Source organism: Actinopolyspora sabaoui (assembly GCF_051225635.1).
In the GTDB taxonomy this organism is placed as follows: domain Bacteria; phylum Actinomycetota; class Actinomycetes; order Mycobacteriales; family Pseudonocardiaceae; genus Actinopolyspora.
Genome location: NZ_JBMIHH010000002.1, coordinates 54,231 through 76,407 on the forward strand (window position 1 = coordinate 54,231; position 22,177 = coordinate 76,407).

The following is a 22,177-nucleotide window of genomic DNA, read 5'->3' on the forward strand; positions in this document are numbered from 1 at the left end:
AGCAGTCAGTCCTCCAGTTGGTCGGAACCGGGCGAAGAAGTGCCGGTACGGGAGTGGCCGAGAGTGTCGAAGCAGGTCGCGATGATCCGGGGGCGCCACGTGGTCTTGTCCCCGTGGTGATTGGCCGTGAGGCTGAGTACGGCCAGCCCGCTCAGCGCGCCGATGACCCGGATGAGCCGTTCCGAGTTCTGGTCGGACGGATCGAGGGCGAATATCTCGTGGATGAGCACGTCCTCGGCGTCGAGCGCCTCGTCGATCTCACCGGGGACAGTGATGGGACGCAGGGCCAGGCTCACCAGCCCCGCTCGCTCCAGCGCGACGTCGGTGAGCAGCTCCAGCGCACGCCGGTCGCGTTCCGGACCGGGGGCCAGCCGCGACACGTCGTCGAGAACCAGGCGGGCCTGCGCGCGCCCCATGTCGAGCGCGGCCTCGTGGATCGCTTCCTTGCTCGGATAGTGGTGCAGCAGACCGGCCTTGGACAGCCCCACCGCCTCGGCCAGTGCCTTGAGGGAGGTCTGGGCGAAGCCGTGCTGCGCGAACAGCTCGGCGGCACGGTCGAGGATCTCCTCGTCCACCTGCTCCCGGAACGGTCTTGTCACACCGTCGACAATACCGGAGTTACCGACCGGTTCGGTCGGTAAAGCGACCGGATCGGTCTGTGACGCTGCTCGCACCGCCGGACGGACTCGGTGCTGCAGGGCCGTCAATTTCTCGCGAAATCGCCGCGCCGTGCTCGGGATCCGAGGATCGGGGACCGCGCGCCGAGAGAGCGGAGCCGAACACCGGGAGCCGGGGCCCCGCCTCAGGGCTTCCGCATCAGAGGCCGCGCGACAGGTGACCGCGCCATGAAAAGGGGCGCCGCCCCGCCGCACGGTTGTCCGCACGGCGGGACGGCGCCCCCTGGCCTTCCGAAACCCCACGAGCCTCCGGGCCCCTGGCGCTCCGGTGTGGCCGGGCGGCGTCAATTTCCCGCGAAATCGCCGCGCGCCCGGCCGGACCCGAGAAGCCAGCTGGAGCCGAGAACCCGGCCGGAGCCGAGAAGCCGGATGATCCGGAGATCCGGCCTCAGCGCTGGGCCATCTTCTTCTGCAGGTTCTCGTCCAGCGTGTTCAGGAAGTCCTGCGTGTTCTGGTGCGGCTGGTTGTCGCCGACCAGCATCGCGAGGTCCTTGGTCATCTTCCCGCTCTCGACGGTCTCGATGACGACCTGCTCCAGCGCCTTGGCGAACTCGACGACCTCGGGGGTCGAGTCCAGCTTGCCGCGCTGCTGCAACCCGCGCGTCCAGGCGAAGATGGAGGCGATCGGGTTGGTGGAGGTCTCCTGACCCTGCTGGTGCCTGCGGTAGTGCCTGGTGACCGTGCCGTGGGCTGCCTCGGCCTCGACCGTGCCGTTCTCGGTCATCAGCACCGAGGTCATCAGGCCGAGCGAGCCGAAGCCCTGCGCGACCGTGTCGGACTGCACGTCACCGTCGTAGTTCTTGCAGGCCCAGACGTAGCCGCCCTCCCACTTCAGAGCGGTGGCGACCATGTCGTCGATCAGCCGGTGCTCATAGGTGAGCCCGTTGGCCTCGAAGTCGGCCTTGAACTCGTTCTCGTAGACCTCCTCGAACACGTCCTTGAAGACGCCGTCGTAGGCCTTGAGGATCGTGTTCTTGGTGGACATGTAGACCGGGTAGCCCCGCTCCAGGCCGTAGCGGAACGACGCCCTCGCGAACTCCTCGATGGAGCGGCGGTAGTTGTACATGGCCATGGCCACGCCACCCTGCTCCGGGAAGTTCGCGACCTCGAGCTCCATCGGCTCGGAGCCGTCGGCCGGGGTGTAGGTGACGGTCACGGTGCCCGCGCCGGGAACCTTGAAGTCCGTGGCCTTGTACTGGTCGGCGTGGGCGTGCCTGCCGATGACGATCGGCTTGGTCCAGGTCGGCACGTAGCGCGGGATGTTGGAGATGACAATCGGCTCGCGGAAGATGACACCACCGAGGATGTTGCGGATGGTGCCGTTGGGGCTGCGCCACATCTTCTTGAGGCCGAACTCCTCGACACGCGCCTCGTCGGGCGTGATGGTGGCGCACTTGACGCCGACCCCGTGCTTGGAGATCGCGTTGGCCGCGTCGACGGTCACCTGGTCGTCGGTGGCGTCCCGGTGCTCGACCCCGAGGTCGTAGTAGTCGAGGTTGATGTCGAGGTAGGGGTGGATCAGCTTGTCCTTGATGAAGGACCAGATGATCCGGGTCATCTCGTCGCCGTCGAGTTCGGCGACAGTGCCCTGTACTTTGATCTTGCTCATGGTGGCGGGGTGCTCCTCTCACACGAGAAACGCAAACGGTACAAGCGTACTGCTAACCGGGCCGACTGTGAGCCCCACCCTTTGCGAACAGGATTCGCAAAACAGTTCCGGCAGGCGCGCGTCGCAGCGCTACTCCCTCGTTCGGGTACTACAACCCCCGAAAGAGTGAGCAACAACACAGCCTGCTCGGCGTCATTCCGCCCATCGGCCCGGAACGGCGCGAGTCACGCACAGTCCGGCGATCGCACCGGCTAAGCTCGCCCGCGAGCCGTGACCTTGGAGGGACTTCTTGGCGACCGGACCCACCCACGCGATGAGCGGGCTCGCGGCCTGGGCCGCCGTGACCGCGCTGGCAGGCGCGCACACCATCGGTCAACTCTCCCCCAAGACGTGGGTCGTGGGGGCGACGCTGGCCACCGGCTCCGCTCTGCTGCCGGACATCGACCACCCGTCCTCAACCGTCGCGCGCACGTTCGGTGCGATCTCGCGTGGTGTCTCCTCCGCCATGAGCGGGCTGAGCGGGTTCCTGTACAGGCTGACCCGCACCCAGCATGACAGCGACCGGGCGGGTACTCATCGCGGCTTCACGCACACGGTGGTCTTCGCGATCCTGGCAGGTCTGACCACCACGGCGATCGTGCAGAGCAGCAACGGCACCGCCGTGGGCATCCTGATGTTCGTGTTCGCGGGCCTGACGGTGCGAGGACTGCTGAACAACTGGTCACCGCAGAGCGACGCGCTGCTGATCGCCGCCGTGTCACTGGTGCTGACGATCGTGTGCTGGGCGTGGGCGGGCGACCAACCCCACGACGCCGCCGCCTTCGGAACGGCGGTGATGATCGGGTGCGTGGCGCACTTCATCGGCGATGCCATCACCGAACAGGGCTGCCCCATGCTGTGGCCGCTCCCCTTCGGCGGACAGACCTGGTACCCCGTGGCGCCGCCCAAGGCGCTGCGGATGCAGACCGGCGGCAAGGTGGAGCTGGCACTGATCGGCCCCGGCCTGACGATCGTGGCGGTACTGCTGTCCACCGTGGTGCTCTACCGGGTGGGCGCGGTTCCGTGGCTCGAACAACTCGGACTTCCTCCGAGCGTCATGGCGTGGATCACCCCTCGCTGAGCCGATCCGGACGAATACGACAACGGCGCCCCCGAAGATCCATCGAACACCGGTAGGCTGCGGATGCGGCGGACCGCCCGACAGTCCGCGCCGACGACGGAGGAACCATGCGTATTCGCGGCAAACTGGCCGTACTGGCAATCTCCCTCCCCCTGTTCGCCGGTGTGGCGGCATGCGGCGAGCTGCAGGAGGCTCAGCAGGGGGTCGAGAACGCCCAGCAGGGCATCGAGAGCGCCCAGCGGGGCATCGAAACCGCGCAGAACTGCGCGAAAGCCACCGGCCTGGTCAATTTCATGCCGAACTTCTCCGACCAGCAACAGCTCAGGGAACAGGCGAGCTCCAAGGCCGAGGAGATCGGCAAGCTCGCCGAGCAGACCTCGGACCAGGCGCTGAGCGACGCGCTGCGGGACGTGCAGCAGTCGATGCGACAGGTCTCGTCCGGCGAGGTCACCATCGAGAACAGCGCCGAATGGACCCAGCACAAGCTGAAGCAGACCGAACGCGTGCTGCGAATCTGCTCCGGCACCACTGGCTGAGCCGAGTTTCCCCTGGGGGGTTCGAGGGCCTCGGGTACCTTCGAGGGCTCTGTCGGCGACAGCTCCCCCGCACTCGAACTCCCCACACTCGCGGCGGGGACGGGCAGCTCGACATCTCGAATATGCGGTGGTCAACGGCCCGGAGCACTGCGCGTCGTGTCCTCGGTCACCTATCCTGGGAACGCGTTCCACAGGAGGTGACGAGGATGAAGGCGACCACGGGAGAACGACTGCACATGCACAGCAGGACCATCGAACAGCCGGACCGAGTGGGGGTCATCCTGGAGGTACGCGGGGAGGACGGGAACCCGCCGTACCTCGTCCGGTTCGACGACGGCCACGAACGGCTCGTCTATCCCGGAACGGACTGCGAGGTGGAGGGCCACCCCGCGGGAGCGTGACGCGCGGGGCACCCTCGGGTTCCCCGGGAATTCGAGGGCGCCTCGAAACATCGCACCGAACTGCGCGAGCCACGGGACGAGCCGGAATGGCACACTGATCGCCACAGCGACAGTCCCGACTCGCCGCTAGCGGCGTGGGACCGCTTGGTGAGGAGGCAGTGCGGTGCTATGGGAAGAGCGGCAGGGTGAGACCACTGCCGACCCAATGGCGATGCTTCGGATCGGGTTCGCGGGCAGCCGGGAGTTGCCCGCCGGGGAGCTGCTGTCCGAGCAGTCCACCAGGATCGGCGACAGGCAGGACCCCGGTCCGCTGTGCTGGATAAGCAAGGAACCCCCCTCCGCGCAACTACTGGCCACGCTCCGCGCGGAGAGCGACACCAACGGCCTCTGGCCACTGCTGCTGGTCGACGACACCGAGATCTACGGGGACCGCTGCACCGTGGGGGTGGTAGCCCCGGAGCCACGTGCGCACATCGACAAGTGGCACGTGGACCAGGTGATGGCCCGGATCTGGGAAGGACTGTGCCAGGTCGACTCCGAACTCGGTCCTGCCTACGACCTGGAGAGTCTGGCCCCGTTCGACCACACCTGCCCCGGACCCGCCCAGGCGGGCGACCTGTTGGCGGACGCGACCGTGCTGGCGAACCAACTCACCCAGCGCCTGCTGAACGAGCAGACGCGGCTGGGGCTGGTACCGGCGCCTCGGGGTGCGGACGTTCTCACGGTGCTCGGCTGGTCCGGTGCCACGAATCACGTGTCTCGCTGTGCCGGACTGTCGGCGATGCTGCGCAGCTGGGAGGAGCGTTTCGGGGTGCGGGTGCTGCGTCTGGGGCCGGATCGACTGGACCTCAGTGTGGCCGCGCCGCCCATCCGACGGGAGCACGCGGCCGCGGTGGCCGCCGAGCACTGGACTTTCGCCCCCGACAGGGTCATGCAGGACAGCGGCAGCATCGCGTCCTACGCCGAGGAGATCCGGGGTGGACGCCAGTGGTCGTTCTGGTGGGACTGAGCAGTCGTGATCCAGGGACCGTTCTCCCCGGGCCGTAGGGACTGGAGCCCGCGGGGGTCCGCCGCGCGGCTTCCGGACGGCGTCGATTTCGCGCGAAATCGCCGCTCCGCTGGGCGAAGAACTCCGGTACGTGAAGCGGTTCCCCACCCGAGCGGCGTCGATTTCGCGCGAAATGTACGCGGTGCGGGCGGTCGGCCGCACCGCGACGAAGGGAAGGCAGCCCGGATCACCCGGAGAGCGGACCCCCCGTGATCGTTATGGCCACGAACACGATCACCAGCCCCAGGGCGCCGTAGAGCAGCACGTCCACCACCCGGTTGCGGATGGCCAGCAGACCGACCCGCTCGACGGGAAGCGAACCGCGCAGCACCGCGGCGAGCAGCAGGGCCCCGCCGAGCAGCGTGGCACCCTCGCGCCAGTGCGACATCGCCACCCGCTGCCCACCGAACAGGACGAGCAGGATCACGAGCGCGAAGCACAGCTGCGCGGAAACGCGCTTACCGACGAACCGATCGATCATCGCCATTGGTACTTCAGCTCGCGGCGCGCTCGGCGGCCTCGACGACGTTCGTCAGCAACATGGCGCGTGTCATCGGTCCCACCCCGCCGGGGTTCGGCGAGAGGAAACCGGCTACTTCCGCCACGTCCGGGTGCACGTCCCCCAGGGGGCCGGACTCCCCGCGAGTGACGCCCACGTCGAGCACCGCCGCACCGGGCTTGATCATGTCCGGTGTTACCAGCCCGGGCTTGCCCGCCGCGGCGATCACGACATCCGCCCTGGAGAGTTCGGCGGAGATGTCCTTGGTCCCGGTGTGGCACAGCGTCACGGTGGCGTTCTCGCTGCGCCGGGTCAGCAGCAGCCCCAACGGCCTGCCCACGGTGATCCCCCGGCCGAGGATCGCCACGTGCGCACCGTTGAGTTCAACCCCGTAACGGCGCAGCAGCTCGACGATTCCCCTGGGAGTGCAGGGAAGCGGTGCGGGCTCGCCGAGCACCAGCCTGCCCAGGCTTACCGGGTTCAGCCCGTCGGCGTCCTTGTGGACGTCGACCCGCTGCAGCAACGCCCCGGTGTCCAGGTGCTCGGGTACGGGCAACTGCACGATGTATCCGGTGCAGGCCGGATCGGCGTTGAGCTCGTCGACAACGCCTTCGAGCTCGGCCTGGCCGATGTCGGCGGGCAGCTCCTTGCGGATGGAATTGATCCCGACACGAGCACAGTCGTTGTGCTTGCCGCGCACGTAGGAGTGCGAGGCCGGATCGTCGCCCACCAGGACCGTAGCCAGACCCGGTGTACGACCCTGCTCCGCGAGCGCGGCCACACGCGGCCGCAGCTCGTCGTAGATGGCGTCCTTGGTGGCCTTACCGTCAAGAATCGTGGCGCTCACGATTGGTTATCGTCGCAGACCGCGCGCGGGAAGACACTCCGCCCCTGCCCACGGAGGCCACGACGACCGCGAGCAGCGCCAGGCAGATCCCGAGAACGGTGGCGACGTCGACCCGGGAACCGGCCACCGGCAACAACAGATCGAGCAGCAGGGCGCCGGACAGCTGCCCGAAGACGATGCCCATGCTCAACAACAGCACGCCCGTGTAGTGCACGAGTATCGCCGAACCCGCCACCACGAAGATGCCGATCGGCCCACCGATGTACATCCAGGGCGCGGCCGGCCACTCCGTCGGCAACCCGTGCAGCACGCTGTCCACCGCGAAAGCGATGAGCAGCACGGCGGTCCCGGTACCGAAGTTCAGGGTGGCCGCCGAGACGGCCGAGTCCGCGGTCTGTTTCACCAGGCCGTTCATGGCCTGCTGCCAGGCCACTCCGACTCCGGCGACGGCGGGCAACAGCACCAGCCAGCTGGCGTGGGCAGCCCCGAGCCGTGCCGAGACGGCCACGATCACAGCGACCAGCGCCAGCACGGCACCGGCGATCCGGTGGGTCGTGAAGTAACGCACCACTCCGGCTCCGAGGCCGAGCCGATCCACGATCAGGCCGCTGGCGATCTGCCCGCCGACGGCTCCGACGGTGAACAGCGCCACCCCGAGCAGATTCGCCGCCACGCTCTGGCTGAAAACCAGGAACGCGCCGCAGACACCGCCGAGGCACTGCCAGGGCCGCAGTCCGGTGTCCCCGCGCACCGCACGTGCCAGCCGTCGCATACCGCTTCGCGCGTTCGAGTTGACGAGCGTGACCACCAGCAACAGCACCAGCCCACCGCCGAACGAGATCACCGAGGCCGCCAGCGCGTGCTCCAACCGGGTGCCCAGAACTCCGTTGACCCGGGACTGTGAAGCGAGCAGGAACCCCACGCCTGCCGCGCCGAGCAGCCCCAACACGCGGGGCAGCACCCGCCTCACACGAGCGGGGGAACCAGCGGATGTTTCGGTAGGCACGAGAACGACCGTATCCGGCCGTCGGGCGAGGCACCCGCCGCTGTGACTGATCCGGCCCTCCGCGACCTCGGACATCGGGAGTACCGGACGACGGGAGGGGGCCGGGCGGGAGACGTCGCGGTCCCGGGCAGGGAGCGCGCACCGAGCTCCCCCCCCCCGGGGAGGAGTGTCCACAACGACTGGATACGTATCGCTGTTCACCGAGCTCGCTCCCCCGGCCGGAAGTTCGGCCTTCCGATCCGACCGGAGCGGATGCGTTGCGTGGCAACGGACACGGGAGACGGAAATCCGCACCGGCACCGAACGGCACACCGCTCGACCCGACCAGGCGAAACCCCGGAACCGGGGGACATTCCCGGGGGTCGATCGAGTAACGTCGAGGTGGGGTGGAGTCGGAGGGCCCGGTTGAGAGGGGGAGGATGACACCCATGTCGCGCCCGACAGCGATCAGCCCGGAAGAGCAGGAACAAATAGCACGCAGGATCGGGGTCCTGCTGCTACAGGAGGCCCCCGAGGACTGGCAGCAGATAGCCGTGGAATACCGCGCCACGGGTGAGTACCACGACCTGCTCGCGGAAGCGACCCTGCAGGACGGCGATAGCCGAGCGTGGGAACCGCCGGAGGAACTCAACGGGATCTTCGGGCATCTCCGCGAGGGCATGTACCGGCCCGACGTCGGCACCTGGCTCAGCGCGCTGTACACAGTGGAGCGTCCGTCGAGCTACCGCATCGACATCAACTTCGACGAGGAACCCCAGTGGCAACAGCCGCTCCCCGCCGAGGCCTACGTCGACGAACTGAACCGTTACCCGCGTTCCGAGGACAACATCCCGGACTGGATGAACACCAGGCTGGGACGCCCCGTGAACCCGACCGCCGCGGCAGACGAGCGGCAGGCACCACCGAACGTGCCGGATTCCCCCGCGCCACCACCGGGCACGGAAACCGCCGAAGTCGGTGACGAGCCTGCCGAGCACTCCGGCCTGACGGTCGCCCGCGTGTTCGACGACCTCGACGAGCAGCGACGGCCGCTGGTGCACGACAGGCCGCCGCTCGCGCCGCAGGAGAGCGAGCCGCTGCGGCGTTACCTGGAGAACGCCCCGATCGTGCTGGCGGCCGAGTACAACATCGCCGATCGGTTGGACCCGAACCGACCGGAAGCGATCCCGGACAGCTGGCACAGTGACGGTTCCTGGGTGTGGCCCACCGAGGTTCCCTACTACCTGTCGCAGTACGGCGTGCCGCCACAACCCGAGCTGCTGCAGCACATCCGCTCCAACGGGTTCCGGTTCGGGGAGCTGGGTCCCGGAGTTATGGAAGCGGCTGAGGAAGCCGCACGCGCCGCCGAAGAGGCCGAGCAGGCGACGGAGTTCGACACCGCGGAAGAGTTCGGCACGGCGGAAGAGTTCGACACGGTGGGGCAGGACCTCGGCTACGACCAGCGGCTCCGGGAGGAGCCCGACGACCGCCCTACCGGTTCCACCGAGGCCGTGACTGCCATGCCGGTCGCGGACCCACCCCCACCGGAGGCGTCCTTCGGTGAGCACCCGGCGCACAACGAGGGCGTGGGGCTGTACGACTACCCGATGCCGGGCGAGCCGAACGCCGGGACGAACGCACCCCCGATGCCGGATCCGGGCCTCGAGGCACCGTACGAGCACGAGGGTTACCCCGAAGCACGGGAGCGCGGGGCCGACTTCGAAAGCGGGAACTCCTACGGCGGAAATCTCGAAGACGGGAACCTCACCGGCGATGAACTCACCGGTGAGTACGGTGCCGAGCAACAGCTGGAGCCGGACGCGTTCAACGACGCCACCGTTTCCCGGCACGGCATGACCGGGGAGTCCGAGGAGAACCCCGAGATCATCTTCGGTCAGCTTCGGCAACGACTCGACGAACTCGGGCTGGACACGAACGAGTACCGGCTGGGGGAGCGTTCCGAGTCGGTGTGGTCGCTGTGTGACGAGGGTGCTGACTGGGTGGTGACACCGCCCGGGACGAACGACGAGCCGATGCGGTTCGCTCGCCCGGAGCAGGCCTGCGCCTACCTGCTGGGAAGTCTGCTGCTCAACGAAACCGACGAACCGACGAGCGCGGCACCGGAGGTCGGGTATCCGGCCGTACCCGAGGAGCTGGCTCCGGAGGAGACAGCGCCTGAGAAGACGGACCCCGAGACGACGGGACCCGAGACAACAGGAGCTGAGGAAGCGGCGGGAGCTGAGACGACAGACCCCACGGAGACAGGCTCCACGGAGACAGGGCCGGGTACTGCCGAACAGCCGCTGTCCACAGCGGAGCTCGACTCCGACGTGCCACTTTTCACCGATGGGGCCTCCGGCGAACCAGCCGTGGCCGACCACACGCCGGCGGAGGAGCCGCAACGGGCGGAGTCCGGCCCGCTCGGCGATCTCCCCAGGCGCACCCCCGCCACGGAGAGCGGGAGCTCGGCACCCCCGGAGGGCAACTTCCTGTTCACCGCCACCGAGCAGTGGCAGGAGGAGCCGCACGACCCCGCCATGGACTCGCCCGAGGAGGCAGCGGCCGGACCGGCGCCGGAGGAATCCTCCAGTCCCACGACGGAAGCCCCCGCAAGTGAGGGAGATCCCGGAGCGGCCCCACCACCGGGGCAGATGCCCCCACCGTTGCCGAAGCGTCCACCTCGTTCCGAGCAGCCCGGCCCCGCTCCGCAACCCGGCGCTTCGGGCCAGGGCGGCCACTCCGGACAAACCGAGCCCCCGCAGCACCCCGCGGGACCGCCGTCGGCCCCACAGCCGAGCCAGGGCGCACCCGGCCAGGAAGGACAACGTCCGGGCCCTGTGCCGCCGGGAGGGGCGCCACCCCCACCGGGAGCTCCGAACCCCCCGCGACCGCAACAACCCGGTGTTCCCGGTGGACCCATGGGCCAGCCCCCCGCCGGCGGACACGGCCCGCCGCCCAACGGCCAGATACCCGGTGGCCAACCGCCCGGAGGACAAGCGCCCGCTGGACAACCGCAGGGACCGCCGAACGGGCAGATACCCGGAGGACAGCCCCAGGCGGGCGCCGCGGGTGCGGCACAGCAGGGGCGTCCCGGAACGGATCAGCCGATCCAGCCGTTGCGCGGTGAGCCACCGCTGACCCTTTACCGGAGCAGGCAGCACACGGTGCTGCAGCCGGGCACCGAGATCGACCGGTTCGGTGATCCGGACGGCAACGTCACGTACGCGATCCGCACGCCCTACAACCAGCGTTCGCTGCCGCCGCAGTGGGCGACCCGGAACTACTTCGCCTACCGGGTGCAGCGGCCCGTACAGGTGCTGTCCGGAACCGCTGTGCCCTGGTTCGAACAGCCGGGTGGCGGGACGGCCTACGTGCTGCCCGTCTCGGTCAACGAGCTGCTCGGCGACGGCACCCTGGTGGCACTGCAGGCCAACGAGGCGGCACGCCCCCCGATGGAAGGCTGACGCCGCGGTTCACGTGATGTGACGGTGTGTCCTGGCGGCCCGGCCCCACTGAGCTCGTGGGTCCGGGCCGCCAGGCCGGGAAACTCCGCTCAGGGAACGACGACCACCGGTCGCACGGCCTCCACGACCAGCGTGGCGGGCACGGTCCCCAACAGACCACCGCGTCTGCGGGAACGGCCCACCACGATGAGGTCGGCCCGGTACTGCTCTGCCACCTGCTCCAGGCCGACGGCGGGATCGCCGCGGTGGTGCACGAAGTCCCAGTCGATGTCGACCCACTTCAGATGGTTGACGATCTCCTGCTTGAGATCCTCCACGAGCCCTTCGGCGGCTTCACTGGCCACCGCCACCCCCATTGGTGACCAGTAGGCGACTCCGCCGACCGCCTCCACGTAGACGAGCACCAGACGAGCTCGCTCCCGCCGTGCCAGCCCGGCCGCCCATGCGGCGGCATGAAAACTCGCCGGGCTGCCGTCGAGTCCCACGACTATGCCGCCCAGCCCGTCCTTGCCGATCTCGAAACTCGGCTCCGAATGTTCCTTGGAGTCGCCTTCGGCCACGCTTGGATGGTAATTGCCTGATGCGTCCGGTTCGGCACGGCGCGACACACTCGCCCGGCGAACCGACCAACCGCGGGGACCACAGCACCTGGGTTCGGGACGCTCGACGGCCCCGAAAGTGCTCGACGGCCCCGAAAGTGGGAGAAGCACGCGAACCGTACCGTAGCCGCAGCGCAGCGGACCGGCGCGCCGTGGAGAAGCACGAGCGCGGTGCTCCCGTACGCTCCGAGAGCGGCGACCGAGTGATCGCCGAACAGACGGGAACGGCATCGTCGGCTCGCGCGAGGCATCCGGACTCACGGTGTGGGGAGTCGGCCGCGGAGCGAGCAAGGCGACACAGCCACCGATCAAGTGGGAAAAAACACATTCGATTTGGTGCGGGATGGCCACACCGAGGTGTTCTCCGCGGGCGAGACGAGCTCCGCACGGATTCCGCGCGAAGTGAAATGAGCAGCGGGCATCCGTTGTGGACGGATCGCCACGAACACCCCGGCAATCGTGGCGATCCGCCTCACGGAACGGCGACACCGCGACGGAGACGAGCTCTCGCGTGCACGTACCGGGCTCCCGCTGTCCGGCACGGCGGTCACGCGAGGGAGGCGTTCCGCTCGCCTCGTGTCGAAACACGACACCGTGTCGTGGCGGTGGCCGACCCCCGACGCCGGCCACCAGTCACCGCGTTCGAACCGACCACGTTGGAACCATCCCGCAGTCGAACCCCTGTTCGAACGACTCCAGTAAACCGCGCCCGAAGCACCGCGTCAATACGTTCATTCGAACAGGTGATCGAATGCTGTGTTCGCACGTGCGAGTGTCGAATCCACCGAGCGAAAAGCCTGGTTTTCCGCGCCGAAAGCGGGTATGGAGGGCGACAAGAGGCGCGGCACGTCACATCATCGGCGGAACAGGGAACCGGAAGACGGGATGCACATGTCCGAATCGGACGACTACCTGGTGATCGGCTCCAGCGGCTTTCAGGGAGCCGCCGTGGCAAGGGCACTGCTGGCGGAGGGACACCGGGTTCGCGGTTTCGCACGGGGCAGGGGCACTCCGGCTCCGCGAGCCCCCGAACCCGCCGTCCAAGGTGATCTGGCCGATCCGGACAGTGTCCGCGAGGCCTTCCGCGGTATCACCCACGCCGCGGTGCAACTTCCGTTGCACTTCGACGCACGACTGATCGAGACCTACGCGCGCAACGTCGTGACAGCCGCCCGCGAGGCGAACGTCCGTCGGCTGGTCTACAACACCAACACCCCGGTGCCGGAGACCGACACCTCGTACGCCGCCTACGACACCAGGCGGATCGCGGAGGCGATTCTCCGTGACAGCGGCCTACCCGTGGTCACCCTGCGCCCGCCGGTGTATTTGGACAACATATTCAGCCCGTGGAACGGTCCCGAACTGGTCGGGGAAGGCGTGCTGTCCTATCCACTACCAGCCGATCTGCGGGTCTCCTGGCTGTGCCACGACGACCTGGCCGCGGCCACGGTGGCCGCGCTGCATCGCGAGGGACTGGATAACACCACGCTGCGCATCGGCGGGCCGGAGGCGGTCACCGGCGCCGAACTCGCCGAGGAATTCTCGCGAGGGATGGACCGGCCGATCGTCTTCCGGCCGCAGGAGGTCGACGAGTTCGAGAACAGGCTCGGCAGCGTGATCGGTCCGGCGGCAGCTTCCGGCGTCGGCGGTATCTACCACTGGCTGGCCGAGAAACCGGATTCGGAACTGTTCGTCGCCGATCACGAGACCCTGCGGCGAACGCTCGGGATCAGCACCACCCCGATCGCGCGATGGGTCGCCGCACAGCCCTGGCACCTCTGGCTCCAGAGCACCGACGCAGCCTGACAGCGGCGGAGCCGATCTCAAGAGATACCGGCTCTGTCGGGGGTGGATGCGAAATTAGCTTCATGATCGAGCGGGAACGACGACGCGAGCGCATGACCCGGAATCTGGCCGAGCACGTGGACACCTCGCTGGCCGAACGGATAACGGCGTTCGCACACACCGGGGTCGCGATCGGACAGACGAGCGACGTGGGCGAACCACTGGGTCTCTCCCGCTTCGGTGGCGACGCGCTGCTGCCCCCGGATACCGGATGGCCGTACGATTACAAGCTCCCGGAAATCCCGCTCGAGCTGGCCATGGTCGTCGACCTCGCGGTCATCGGCCCGATGCATCCCGACGGACTACTGCCCCACCACGGCGTACTCAACTTCTTCGCCAGGTCGAATTATGATGGTGCCAGGGTGATACACGCGAATCCCGCGACCGCCGTGACGACCTCCCCACCCGAAGGCACCAAACGTCACGCGGAAGAAGCACTGAACGGACGCACCGTTCTCACTGTTCCGGGCGACGAGGATCTCGAAAGGCTGGCGCCGGATCTGGCACAGGAACTCGAGGACCTGTACTCGAGCGGCCAGATACCGTTGGGCTACACGCACAAGTCAATCGCCGAGAGCGACAGCGGCGATCCGGGAAAGGACGAGCGGTTCTTCAGCCACCTGATGGGCGGCTTGCCGAACTGGCCACAGGATACGATGTTCCACGGGCCCGAAAAAGTGCATCTGCTACTCGAACTGAGAGGCGGAAGCCGACAATATGACTTCGGCGGCTCCTCCAACTCCCTCTACGTCGTCATCACGGAACAGAATCTACGCGCGGGCGACTTCGACAAGGCTTATGGAATAACGCAGTGCCTCTGACGAATCGGCGGCGGTTCCCCGGTGGAGCCGCCGCCGATCCCGCGAGCAACCATCGCAAAGCGCACGGGAACTTCGTTCAGTGCGCGAAGTGCCTCGTCCCGGTCAGGTAGAGCGGAACCCCCGCGGCCCTGGCCGCCTCGGTGACCTCCTCGTCGCGCACCGAACCACCCGGTTGCACCACCGCGCGGACCCCGGCATCCAGCAGCACCTGGAGACCGTCGGGGAACGGGAAGAACGCGTCCGAGGCCGCCACCGAACCGGCGGCGCGTTCCCCGGAGCGGGAAACCGCCAGCCGAGCCGAGTCCACCCGGTTGACCTGCCCCATCCCGACACCGACCGTGGCCTCGTCGTCGGCCAGCAGGATGGCGTTCGACTTGACCGCCCGGCAGGTGCGCCAGGCGAACTCCAGATCTCGCAGCGTGGCCTCGTCGACGGGGTCACCGCAGGCGAGTGTCCAGTTCGACGGGTCGTCGCCCTCGGCGTCGATCTCGTCGGCTCCCTGCATGAGCAGGCCACCCGAGATGGCCCGCATCTCGACACGCCCCGACTGCGGCGGCTGCGCGGTCAGGATGCGCACGTTCTTCTTGCGCTGCAGCACCTCGAGGGCTCCCTCGGCGTAGCCGGGGGCGACCACCACCTCGGTGAACACCTCGGCGATCTGTTCGGCCATGACCACCGAGACCTCCCGGTTGCTGGCGATCACACCACCGAAGGCGCTGACCGGGTCGCACTGGTGCGCCTTACGGTGCGCCTCGGCCACGTCGTCCGCGTCGGAGACCGCGATGCCGCACGGGTTGGCGTGCTTGACCACCGCCACGCAGGTTCGCCGATGATCGTGGGCGGCGCGCCACGCCGCGTCGGCGTCCACGTAGTTGTTGTAGGACATCTCCTTGCCGTGCAGTTGCGCGGCGGCGGCGAGGCCGACCGCCTCACCGCCCGAGACGTACAGCGCGGCGGGCTGGTGCGGGTTCTCGCCGTAACGCAACGCGCTGCGACGCTCCCAGGTCTCACCGGCCCAGCCGGGGAAGGTCTCGTCCTCGGGCGCGGTGCGACCGGTCATCCACCCCGCGACGGCCACGTCGTAGGAGGCGGTGTGCCGGAACGCGGCGGCCGCGAGCTCGGCGCGCTCCGTCTCGTCGAAACCACCCGTTCGAACCCGTTCGACCACCCACTCGTAGTTGTTCGGGTCGACCACCACGGTCGCGTTCGCGTGGTTCTTGGCCGCTGCCCGCACCATCGCGGGGCCACCGATGTCGATGTTCTCCACTACCTCCGCCGGCTCGGCACCGGAGGCGACCGTGCGGTTGAACGGATAGAGGTTGACGACCAGCAGATCGAAGGCGGCGATGTCGAGCTCGGCGAGCTGTTCGACATGCTCCTGCTTGCGCTGATCGGCCAGCAACCCGGCGTGCACCCTGGGGTGCAGCGTTTTCACCCGGCCGTCCAGGGCCTCCGGAAAACCGGTGAGCTCCTCCACCGGCGTAACCGGAACTCCGGCGGCCGAGATGGTCCGCGCGGTGCCACCGGTGGAAACGATCTCCACACCGGCCGCGTGCAATCCCGTGGCCAGCTCGAGCAGGCCTGCCTTGTCCGAAACACCGATCAACGCGCGATGCACGGGTCGCCGTTGTTGCCGCGAGTCAGCGCTCACCCCGATACTCACCTTTCGTCCCCGCACGGTCCAACCGTGCACTGCCAGCCGTTCCAGCGTTTCCACCAGCGTTCGCCGCTCTACGGCCTTGATCCGCTCGTGCAGGCTCTCCTCATCGTCATCGGGCAACACCTCGACCGCCTGTTGGGCCAGGATCGGGCCGGTGTCCACCCCCTCGTCGACGACGAAGAGGGTGCAGCCGGTCACCCGGACGCCGTAGTCCAGCGCGTCCCGCACCCCGTGCATACCCGGGAACGACGGCAACAGCGCCGGATGGCTGTTGAGATAGCGCCCGCCGAACCAAGCCAGGAATTCGGGACCCACGAGCTTCATGAATCCCGCGGATACCACGAGATCCGGTTCGTGAGCGGCGCACTCCTCGGTCAGTGCCCGGTCCCAGTCCCCGCGACTCGAAAACTCCGGGAGTCGGCAGGTGAAGGTGGGGATCCCGGCACTCTCGGCACGCTGCGTTCCCGTGATACCGGAACGATCCGCCCCTACCGCCACGATCCGAACGGGGTAGTCCGGATCGGCGGTGGCCTCCAGCAACGCCTGCAGCAGACTGCCGGATCCGGAGACCAGAACGACCACGCGCACTGGCCGGGACGGTCGGAAACTTCTGACCGAGGCTCGCGTTTCCGTCGAACTCTCGTGTTCCGCGGCGGTTGGGAGTGGGGCGCTCAGTGTGCACTCCTGATGACGGCCTGATGGATGTCGCGCTGACGAAATGTCACACGCAGACTAGGCGCCCCGCCCACGATCACGACCGGCAGGTCCCGGTACGAGTGGCTCAGCACTCAGGATCCGAGCACGAGTTGTGTACGACCGTGCGGGAAGCGAAACAACCGGCCCTTCGGCACGTGTGCCACACTGCCTTGAGCTGGAGTTTCACCCTCGGAAACCCCGAACCGTACCGCAGATCCGGTCATCCCGACTGCTGGGAGGACAGCGCGGAGAACTCCGTAACCGGTTCGGGGCCCTCCTCGTGATCCCACTCCGGGAAGTCCGAGGCGGAGTCGGCGAACGTCTCTCCGGAGAACTCGGAATCCGCGACGGCATGCTCCCGCGCATCGTGTTCTTCGACATCGAAGATCTCTCCCCGCTTTCGTGGGAAGCCCTGCCGCTGATCCTCCCGCTGCTCCGGTACCCGCGGTTCGGACGAGGTCGCGGGCTCGTCGGCGGCGGGTTCGGCGATCTCCTCGTCCTCCTCCGCTTGCTCACCCTCCTCCGGTTGCCCGTCGTCCGGGAGCTGCTCGTCCCAGGTAGCCGGGTGCTCGGCAGCGAGGTCCTTCGCAGCGGGATCCTCGACAGCCGACTCCTCGCCGGTCTCCGGATCCGGCTCGACGAGCCGAGGCTCGGTCTCGGAGTCGAACGAAAGTTCCGCCCCGTCGGCGAGGCCGGTATCGCGCCGTCCGAGCAACCCGGAGGTCACCAGGGCCGGGACCGCCAACCAGGCGAAAGTGACGACGGCCAACCACAGTGGACGCAGCGAGACCGGACCGTACTCGCCGCCGAATCGACCTCCGGAGAGCACGGCGGGCACAGAGACCGCGAGTGTGGTGACCAGTACGGCCAACAGCACCAGGTGTTGTCTGTCCCGGCTCTGTTCGGCCAGGTTCCTGCAGCTGTGCCCGAGCAGCACGCCCAGTGCCAGGGGGAGGACGAACACCACGGGCATCCAGCTCGGGAGCCCGGACGGGGGGACCACGGTGAATACCGGCAGTTCCGGGGGCAACGCGTCCGTTGCCGTTCGGAACGGGGTGCTCACCGAGGCACCGAACGAGACACCGGTGCCGGTCACGAACGCCCAGCACCCCATGATCGCGTTCGGCAGGTACAGCAACGCGAGCAGCACGGTGCCCGCGGCGTCACCGAGTCCTGCCAGCTCCAGCGACCGCTCGTACAACCTCGGCAGGGCGAGCAGCACGGCCACCCCGCACACCGCCGCTCCGGTGCCGATCACAGCGGCGGTACCCAGCAGTCCCTTGCGCACGGCACGCCAGGCGTCGGACGGGACGTACTGCCAGAGTTGGTAGAGCATTCCACAGCGGTCGGCGAGTCCCAGGATCGCGGCACAGGCGGCGACCAGACCGCAGCAGCAGAACGCCTGCCAGGGACGAGCCTGCACCGGAACCTGCGTCCCGGCCAGCGCGATAGCCAGCACCATGCCGAGCACCGCATGGCTCAGCGACATGACCAACACCACCGGCAACGCCTGCTCCGGTTGGCGCAGCCGGTTGCGCCGTGCCACCCGACGCGATGCGCGGGAGACGAGCAGCACGCAGAGCAGGGTCGGTAACAGCGGTAACGCGTCGAGTGGAGCTTCGGTGATCACCAGAGGCACCTGGAACGCGGCCAACCAGCCGGGAATCGCCGCGAACAGCACTCCGGCCGGAGCGAACTCGGCGTCGGTGGCCGTGGAAACCACGAACGCCAGCAACACGGCGACGAGCAGGTAGCAGGTCAGTATCACCGAAAACGCGGAGAGAAGTGCCCCGCCGATCGCGCGGCACCACTGCCGAGTGGGGACCTCGGCAGTTTCGACCGTGGGGGAATCGAGTGCCGTCACACGGCCGAATGTGACAGCGTTCCGGGCCCATCGAGGTCACGACGCGCCGCTTGCTCACTCTTTCGAGCGACTGTCGCGAGTCGCGGAGCCCACGAGACACCGCCCGCCGGAACCCTACCGGCGGGCGGTGCGGGAACAACCGCTGTTCACGAAGGTGGGTTCTGGTTGGGATGCGGCATCTGCTGCGTCCCCTGCGGCCCGCCGTTGGTGTCGCTCTGCTGCTCCTGCTGAGCCTGGCCGGAGTGCTCCTGAACAGGCTGGGAGGAGGACTGCTCGTAGGGATTCCTCGGCGCGAACGAACCCGGCTGAGCCGGGTTCTCCTGCGAAGCGGGCCCGGACTGCGCCGGGGAATGGGGTTGTGCCGGCTGCTGGGGCTGCTGCCCCGGAACGAAGCCACCCGGTTGCTGCGAGCCCCAACCGGGCTGGGGCTGACCGGCTTGCGGTTGGCCCTGCTGCGGTTGGCCCTGCTGCGGTTGCGGGCCGGTGTACGGCTGCGCCGGATACCCCGGTTGCGGGCCGCTCTGCGGGTTCCAACCACCCGCCTGCGGTTGGCCGGGTTGGGGTTGACCGGGCTGGGGTTGACCGGGCTGGGGTTGACCGGGCTGGGGTTGACCGGGCTGGGGAGGTCCCGCTCCGTAGGGCCCGGGTTGCTGTCCCGGGTACGGCGGCTGCACCTGCTGCGTGGCTGCCTGCGTCGCTCCCCTCCCGAACGAGGGTGCGGTGACGATCTCCTGCTCCAACAGCAGCAGCGCGATCATCGCCGCCGCCTGCAGCAGTGTCAGCAGCATGAACACGATGCCCCAACCGGCGATGGAACCGCTCGAACCCGAGATCCCGGCTACGATAACGTTCTGCAGCATCGACAGCGCCGTATAAACCGCCAGCGGAGCCGCGACGAACAACGTGTTCGGCACCTTGGGTAAGAAGCGCATGGCGGCCAGTACCGCAACCAACATGAAGCCGAGGCCAGGAAGCCCGCCGAGCATCGAGTTCATCGCGGACGCGAAGAAGCCGAGAATCCAGCCGAGCGCTCCGATACCTGCCGCCGCGAGGGCGAGAATCGACTTCGCGTCCAGCTGGGAGCCACCGGCTCCACCCGGCGGCGCCGGTTGCTGGGACGGCGGATAGGGCGCGGACATGGGAACTCCATCCTGGCCGGGAATCGTACGAACCGGCTCCGCTTGCGAATCGCCCGTCGCGAGGAAAAGGCAGCGGAGCGCGGGAGTTCGACGTTACCGAATCGCGTCTTAACGGTCACGAGCGCGGCACACCGCCGGGAAGCGGCGGCTCAGGAAAGACTTCCGCCCGGCCCCCTGGAACGGGAACCGGGCGGAAACAGCCTGCCGCCGCGCGGGTCGATCAGTCGTTGATGATCGAGCGCATGAGCTTGGCGGTCTCGCTCGGCGTCTTGCCGACCTTGACCCCGGCGGCCTCGAGGGCCTCCTTCTTCGCCTGTGCCGTGCCGGAGGAACCGGACACGATGGCACCGGCGTGGCCCATCGTCTTGCCCTCGGGGGCGGTGAAGCCCGCGACGTAGCCGACGACCGGCTTGCTGATGTTGGCCTTGATGTACTCGGCCGCACGCTCCTCGGCGTCACCACCGATCTCGCCGATCATCACCACGGCCTCGGTCTCGGGATCGTCCTCGAACGCACGCAGCGCGTCGATGTGGGTGGTCCCGATGACGGGGTCGCCGCCGATGCCGACACAGGTGGAGAAACCGATGTCACGCAGCTCGTACATCATCTGGTAGGTCAGCGTGCCGGACTTCGACACCAGGCCGATCTTGCCGCCCGCCGTGATGTCCGCGGGGATGATCCCCGAGTTGGACTTGTCCGGCGAGATCACGCCCGGGCAGTTCGGCCCGACGATGCGGGTCCGGTTGCCGGTGGCATTGGCGTGCGCCCAGAAGTAGGCGGAGTCGTGCACCGGGATTCCCTCGGTGATGACCACCGCGAGCCCGATCTCGGCGTCGATCGCCTCGATCACGGCGTCCTTGGCGAACTTCGGCGGTACGAACACCACCGACACGTCGGCGCCGGTCTCCTTCATCGCCTCTTCGACGCTTCCGAACACCGGCAGCTGGTTGCCCTCGATCTCGACGGACTGCCCGGCCTTGCGGGCGTTGACGCCGCCCACGATGTTCGTACCGGAACGCAGCATCCGAGCGGTGTGCTTGGTGCCCTCCGAACCGGTGATGCCCTGGACGATGACCTTACTGTTCTCGTTGAGGAAAATTGACACAGCGGATCGCCCCTTATTTGCCCGCAGCCAGCTCGGCGGCCTTGTCGGCCGCGCCGTCCATGGTGTCGACCAACGTGACCAGCGGGTGGTCGGCCTCGGCGAGGATGCGCCTGCCCTCCTCGACGTTGTTGCCGTCGAGTCGGACCACCAGCGGCTTGGTGGCCTCGTCGCCGAGCATCTTCAGCGCCTGGACGATTCCGTTGGCGACCGCGTCACAGGCGGTGATACCGCCGAAGACGTTGACGAAGACGGATTTCACGTCCGGGTCGCCCAGGATGACGTCCAGCCCGGCCGCCATGACCTCGGCGGAGGCTCCACCCCCGATGTCGAGGAAGTTGGCGGGCTTAACGTTGTCGTGATCGGCGCCCGCGTAGGCAACCACGTCCAAGGTGGACATCACGAGACCGGCACCGTTACCGATGATGCCGACCTGCCCGTCGAGCTTGACGTAGTTGAGGTCCTTGGCCTTGGCCTTGGCCTCCAGCGGGTCCTCGGCGCCCTCGTCGACGTACTCCGCCTGCTTGGACTGCCGGAACGAGGCATTGTCGTCGAGCACGACCTTCCCGTCGAGCGCGATGACCTTGCCCTGCGGATCCTTGACCAGCGGGTTGATCTCGAACAGCGTGGCGTCCTCGGCGACGAACGCCTCCCAGAGCTGGACCACGATGTCGCTGACCTGGTCGGCGATCTCGGCCGGGAACTTCGCGGCTTCGACGATCTCCCGTGCCTTGGCCTCGTTCACGCCCTCGATCGGGTCGATGGGGATCCTGGCCAGTGCCTCGGGCTTGGTAGCCGCTACTTCCTCGATCTCCACGCCGCCCTCGACCGAGGCCATCGCCAGGAAATTGCGATTGGCACGGTCCAGCAGGAACGAGAGGTAGTACTCGTCGGCTATGTCGGAGGCCTCGGTGACCAGCACTCGGCGGGTGGTGTGGCCCTTGATGTCGAGCCCGAGAATCGCTTCCGCCTTGGTTCGGGCCTCATCGGGGTTCTCGGCCAGCTTGACACCGCCGGCCTTCCCCCGACCCCCGGCCTTGACCTGCGCCTTGACGACCACAGGTCCGCCGAGTTCTTCCGCCACTGCCTTGGCCCCGTTGGGATCGGTGGCCACGGAACCGGGCAGTGTCGGTATTCCGTGGGAGGCGAAGATCTCCTTCGCCTGGTACTCGTACAGGTCCACGCGACTCTCCTGCGACGTCGGTGTCGGACTCCGGTAACCATATCGACCTGCGAGAACGATCGGGGCGGCGCATCCGGTGAAC

Annotated in this window: 18 protein-coding genes and 1 pseudogene; 7 read left to right on the top strand and 12 right to left on the bottom strand. The window is 68.1% G+C overall.

The genetic code is table 11. The features are described 5' to 3' along the window. Positions 1-5: 5 nt before the first annotated feature. A complete protein-coding gene (locus tag ACOQFL_RS02780; protein WP_435542518.1) occupies positions 6-599 on the bottom strand; it encodes a TetR/AcrR family transcriptional regulator in 594 nt (197 codons plus the stop codon). Between the two features lie 466 nt (positions 600-1,065). Then, the gene (locus ACOQFL_RS02785; RefSeq protein WP_435542519.1) at positions 1,066-2,286 is read right to left on the bottom strand and encodes an NADP-dependent isocitrate dehydrogenase; all 1,221 of its coding nucleotides are present in this window, start codon (positions 2,284-2,286) and stop codon (positions 1,066-1,068) included. A 289-nt stretch (positions 2,287-2,575) separates the two neighbouring features. Here ACOQFL_RS02785 and ACOQFL_RS02790 point away from each other — a divergent pair, with 289 nt between their 5' ends. The 4 genes from ACOQFL_RS02790 (at position 2,576) to ACOQFL_RS02805 (ending at position 5,352) form a co-directional block, all read left to right on the top strand. Further along, positions 2,576-3,406: a metal-dependent hydrolase gene (locus ACOQFL_RS02790; protein ID WP_435542520.1), complete on the top strand. Its 831-nt coding sequence runs from the start codon at positions 2,576-2,578 to the stop codon at positions 3,404-3,406. 107 nt (positions 3,407-3,513) lie between these two features. Continuing rightward, positions 3,514-3,942, top strand: coding sequence for a DUF8711 family protein (locus ACOQFL_RS02795; protein WP_435542521.1), 429 nt, complete (start codon positions 3,514-3,516; stop codon positions 3,940-3,942). A 206-nt stretch (positions 3,943-4,148) separates the two neighbouring features. Then, the gene (locus ACOQFL_RS02800; RefSeq protein WP_092625265.1) at positions 4,149-4,343 is read left to right on the top strand and encodes a DUF1918 domain-containing protein; all 195 of its coding nucleotides are present in this window, start codon (positions 4,149-4,151) and stop codon (positions 4,341-4,343) included. 163 nt (positions 4,344-4,506) lie between these two features. Continuing rightward, complete coding sequence (locus ACOQFL_RS02805) at positions 4,507-5,352, top strand: DUF4253 domain-containing protein (RefSeq protein WP_435542522.1); 846 nt, start codon at positions 4,507-4,509, stop codon at positions 5,350-5,352. A gap of 226 nt (positions 5,353-5,578) precedes the next feature. On the opposite strand, the gene ACOQFL_RS02810 is transcribed toward ACOQFL_RS02805, so the two are convergent. From ACOQFL_RS02810 to ACOQFL_RS02820, 3 genes are read right to left on the bottom strand one after another with little or no spacing between them, the layout of a single operon-like run. After that, complete coding sequence (locus tag ACOQFL_RS02810; RefSeq protein WP_435542912.1) at positions 5,579-5,872, bottom strand: DUF3017 domain-containing protein; 294 nt, start codon at positions 5,870-5,872, stop codon at positions 5,579-5,581. Positions 5,873-5,885: 13 nt separating this feature from the next. Then, positions 5,886-6,737 carry a bifunctional methylenetetrahydrofolate dehydrogenase/methenyltetrahydrofolate cyclohydrolase gene (locus ACOQFL_RS02815; RefSeq protein ID WP_435542523.1) on the bottom strand — a complete coding sequence of 284 codons (852 nt, stop codon included), beginning with the start codon at positions 6,735-6,737 and terminating at the stop codon, positions 5,886-5,888. Then, complete coding sequence (locus ACOQFL_RS02820) at positions 6,718-7,743, bottom strand: DMT family transporter (RefSeq protein WP_435542524.1); 1,026 nt, start codon at positions 7,741-7,743, stop codon at positions 6,718-6,720. Before ACOQFL_RS02820 ends, ACOQFL_RS02815 begins: the two co-directional genes overlap by 20 nt. Positions 7,744-8,171: 428 nt before the next feature. Here ACOQFL_RS02820 and ACOQFL_RS02825 point away from each other — a divergent pair, with 428 nt between their 5' ends. After that, positions 8,172-11,186, top strand: a complete 3,015-nt coding sequence (locus tag ACOQFL_RS02825; RefSeq protein WP_435542525.1) for a TNT domain-containing protein — start codon at positions 8,172-8,174, stop codon at positions 11,184-11,186. An 89-nt stretch (positions 11,187-11,275) separates the two neighbouring features. Here ACOQFL_RS02825 and ACOQFL_RS02830 read toward each other — a convergent pair whose 3' ends face one another. Next, positions 11,276-11,746 (bottom strand): universal stress protein, encoded by a 471-nt coding sequence (locus ACOQFL_RS02830; RefSeq protein WP_435542526.1) that lies wholly within the window; start codon positions 11,744-11,746, stop codon positions 11,276-11,278. 930 nt (positions 11,747-12,676) lie between these two features. Here ACOQFL_RS02830 and ACOQFL_RS02835 point away from each other — a divergent pair. Further along, positions 12,677-13,591 (top strand): SDR family oxidoreductase, encoded by a 915-nt coding sequence (locus ACOQFL_RS02835; RefSeq protein WP_435542527.1) that lies wholly within the window; start codon positions 12,677-12,679, stop codon positions 13,589-13,591. Positions 13,592-13,653: 62 nt separating this feature from the next. Next, complete coding sequence (locus tag ACOQFL_RS02840) at positions 13,654-14,451, top strand: DUF1963 domain-containing protein (protein ID WP_435542528.1); 798 nt, start codon at positions 13,654-13,656, stop codon at positions 14,449-14,451. Positions 14,452-14,527: 76 nt separating this feature from the next. Here ACOQFL_RS02840 and purH read toward each other — a convergent pair whose 3' ends face one another. From purH to sucC, 6 genes and pseudogenes are all read right to left on the bottom strand, one after another. Next, positions 14,528-16,102, bottom strand: a complete 1,575-nt coding sequence (gene purH, locus ACOQFL_RS02845; RefSeq protein ID WP_435542913.1) for a bifunctional phosphoribosylaminoimidazolecarboxamide formyltransferase/IMP cyclohydrolase — start codon at positions 16,100-16,102, stop codon at positions 14,528-14,530. 48 nt (positions 16,103-16,150) lie between these two features. Further along, positions 16,151-16,699, bottom strand: a pseudogene (gene purN / locus ACOQFL_RS02850) (phosphoribosylglycinamide formyltransferase); the annotation flags it as partial. 328 nt (positions 16,700-17,027) lie between these two features. After that, a complete protein-coding gene (locus tag ACOQFL_RS02855) occupies positions 17,028-18,671 on the bottom strand; it encodes a cell division protein PerM (protein WP_435542529.1) in 1,644 nt (547 codons plus the stop codon). A 146-nt stretch (positions 18,672-18,817) separates the two neighbouring features. After that, positions 18,818-19,810, bottom strand: coding sequence for a DUF5336 domain-containing protein (locus ACOQFL_RS02860; RefSeq protein ID WP_435542530.1), 993 nt, complete (start codon positions 19,808-19,810; stop codon positions 18,818-18,820). Positions 19,811-20,030: 220 nt separating this feature from the next. Further along, positions 20,031-20,915 carry a succinate--CoA ligase subunit alpha gene (gene sucD, locus ACOQFL_RS02865; protein WP_435542531.1) on the bottom strand — a complete coding sequence of 295 codons (885 nt, stop codon included), beginning with the start codon at positions 20,913-20,915 and terminating at the stop codon, positions 20,031-20,033. 13 nt (positions 20,916-20,928) lie between these two features. Beyond that, positions 20,929-22,095 (bottom strand): ADP-forming succinate--CoA ligase subunit beta, encoded by a 1,167-nt coding sequence (sucC, locus tag ACOQFL_RS02870; protein WP_435542532.1) that lies wholly within the window; start codon positions 22,093-22,095, stop codon positions 20,929-20,931. Positions 22,096-22,177: the final 82 nt, after the last annotated feature.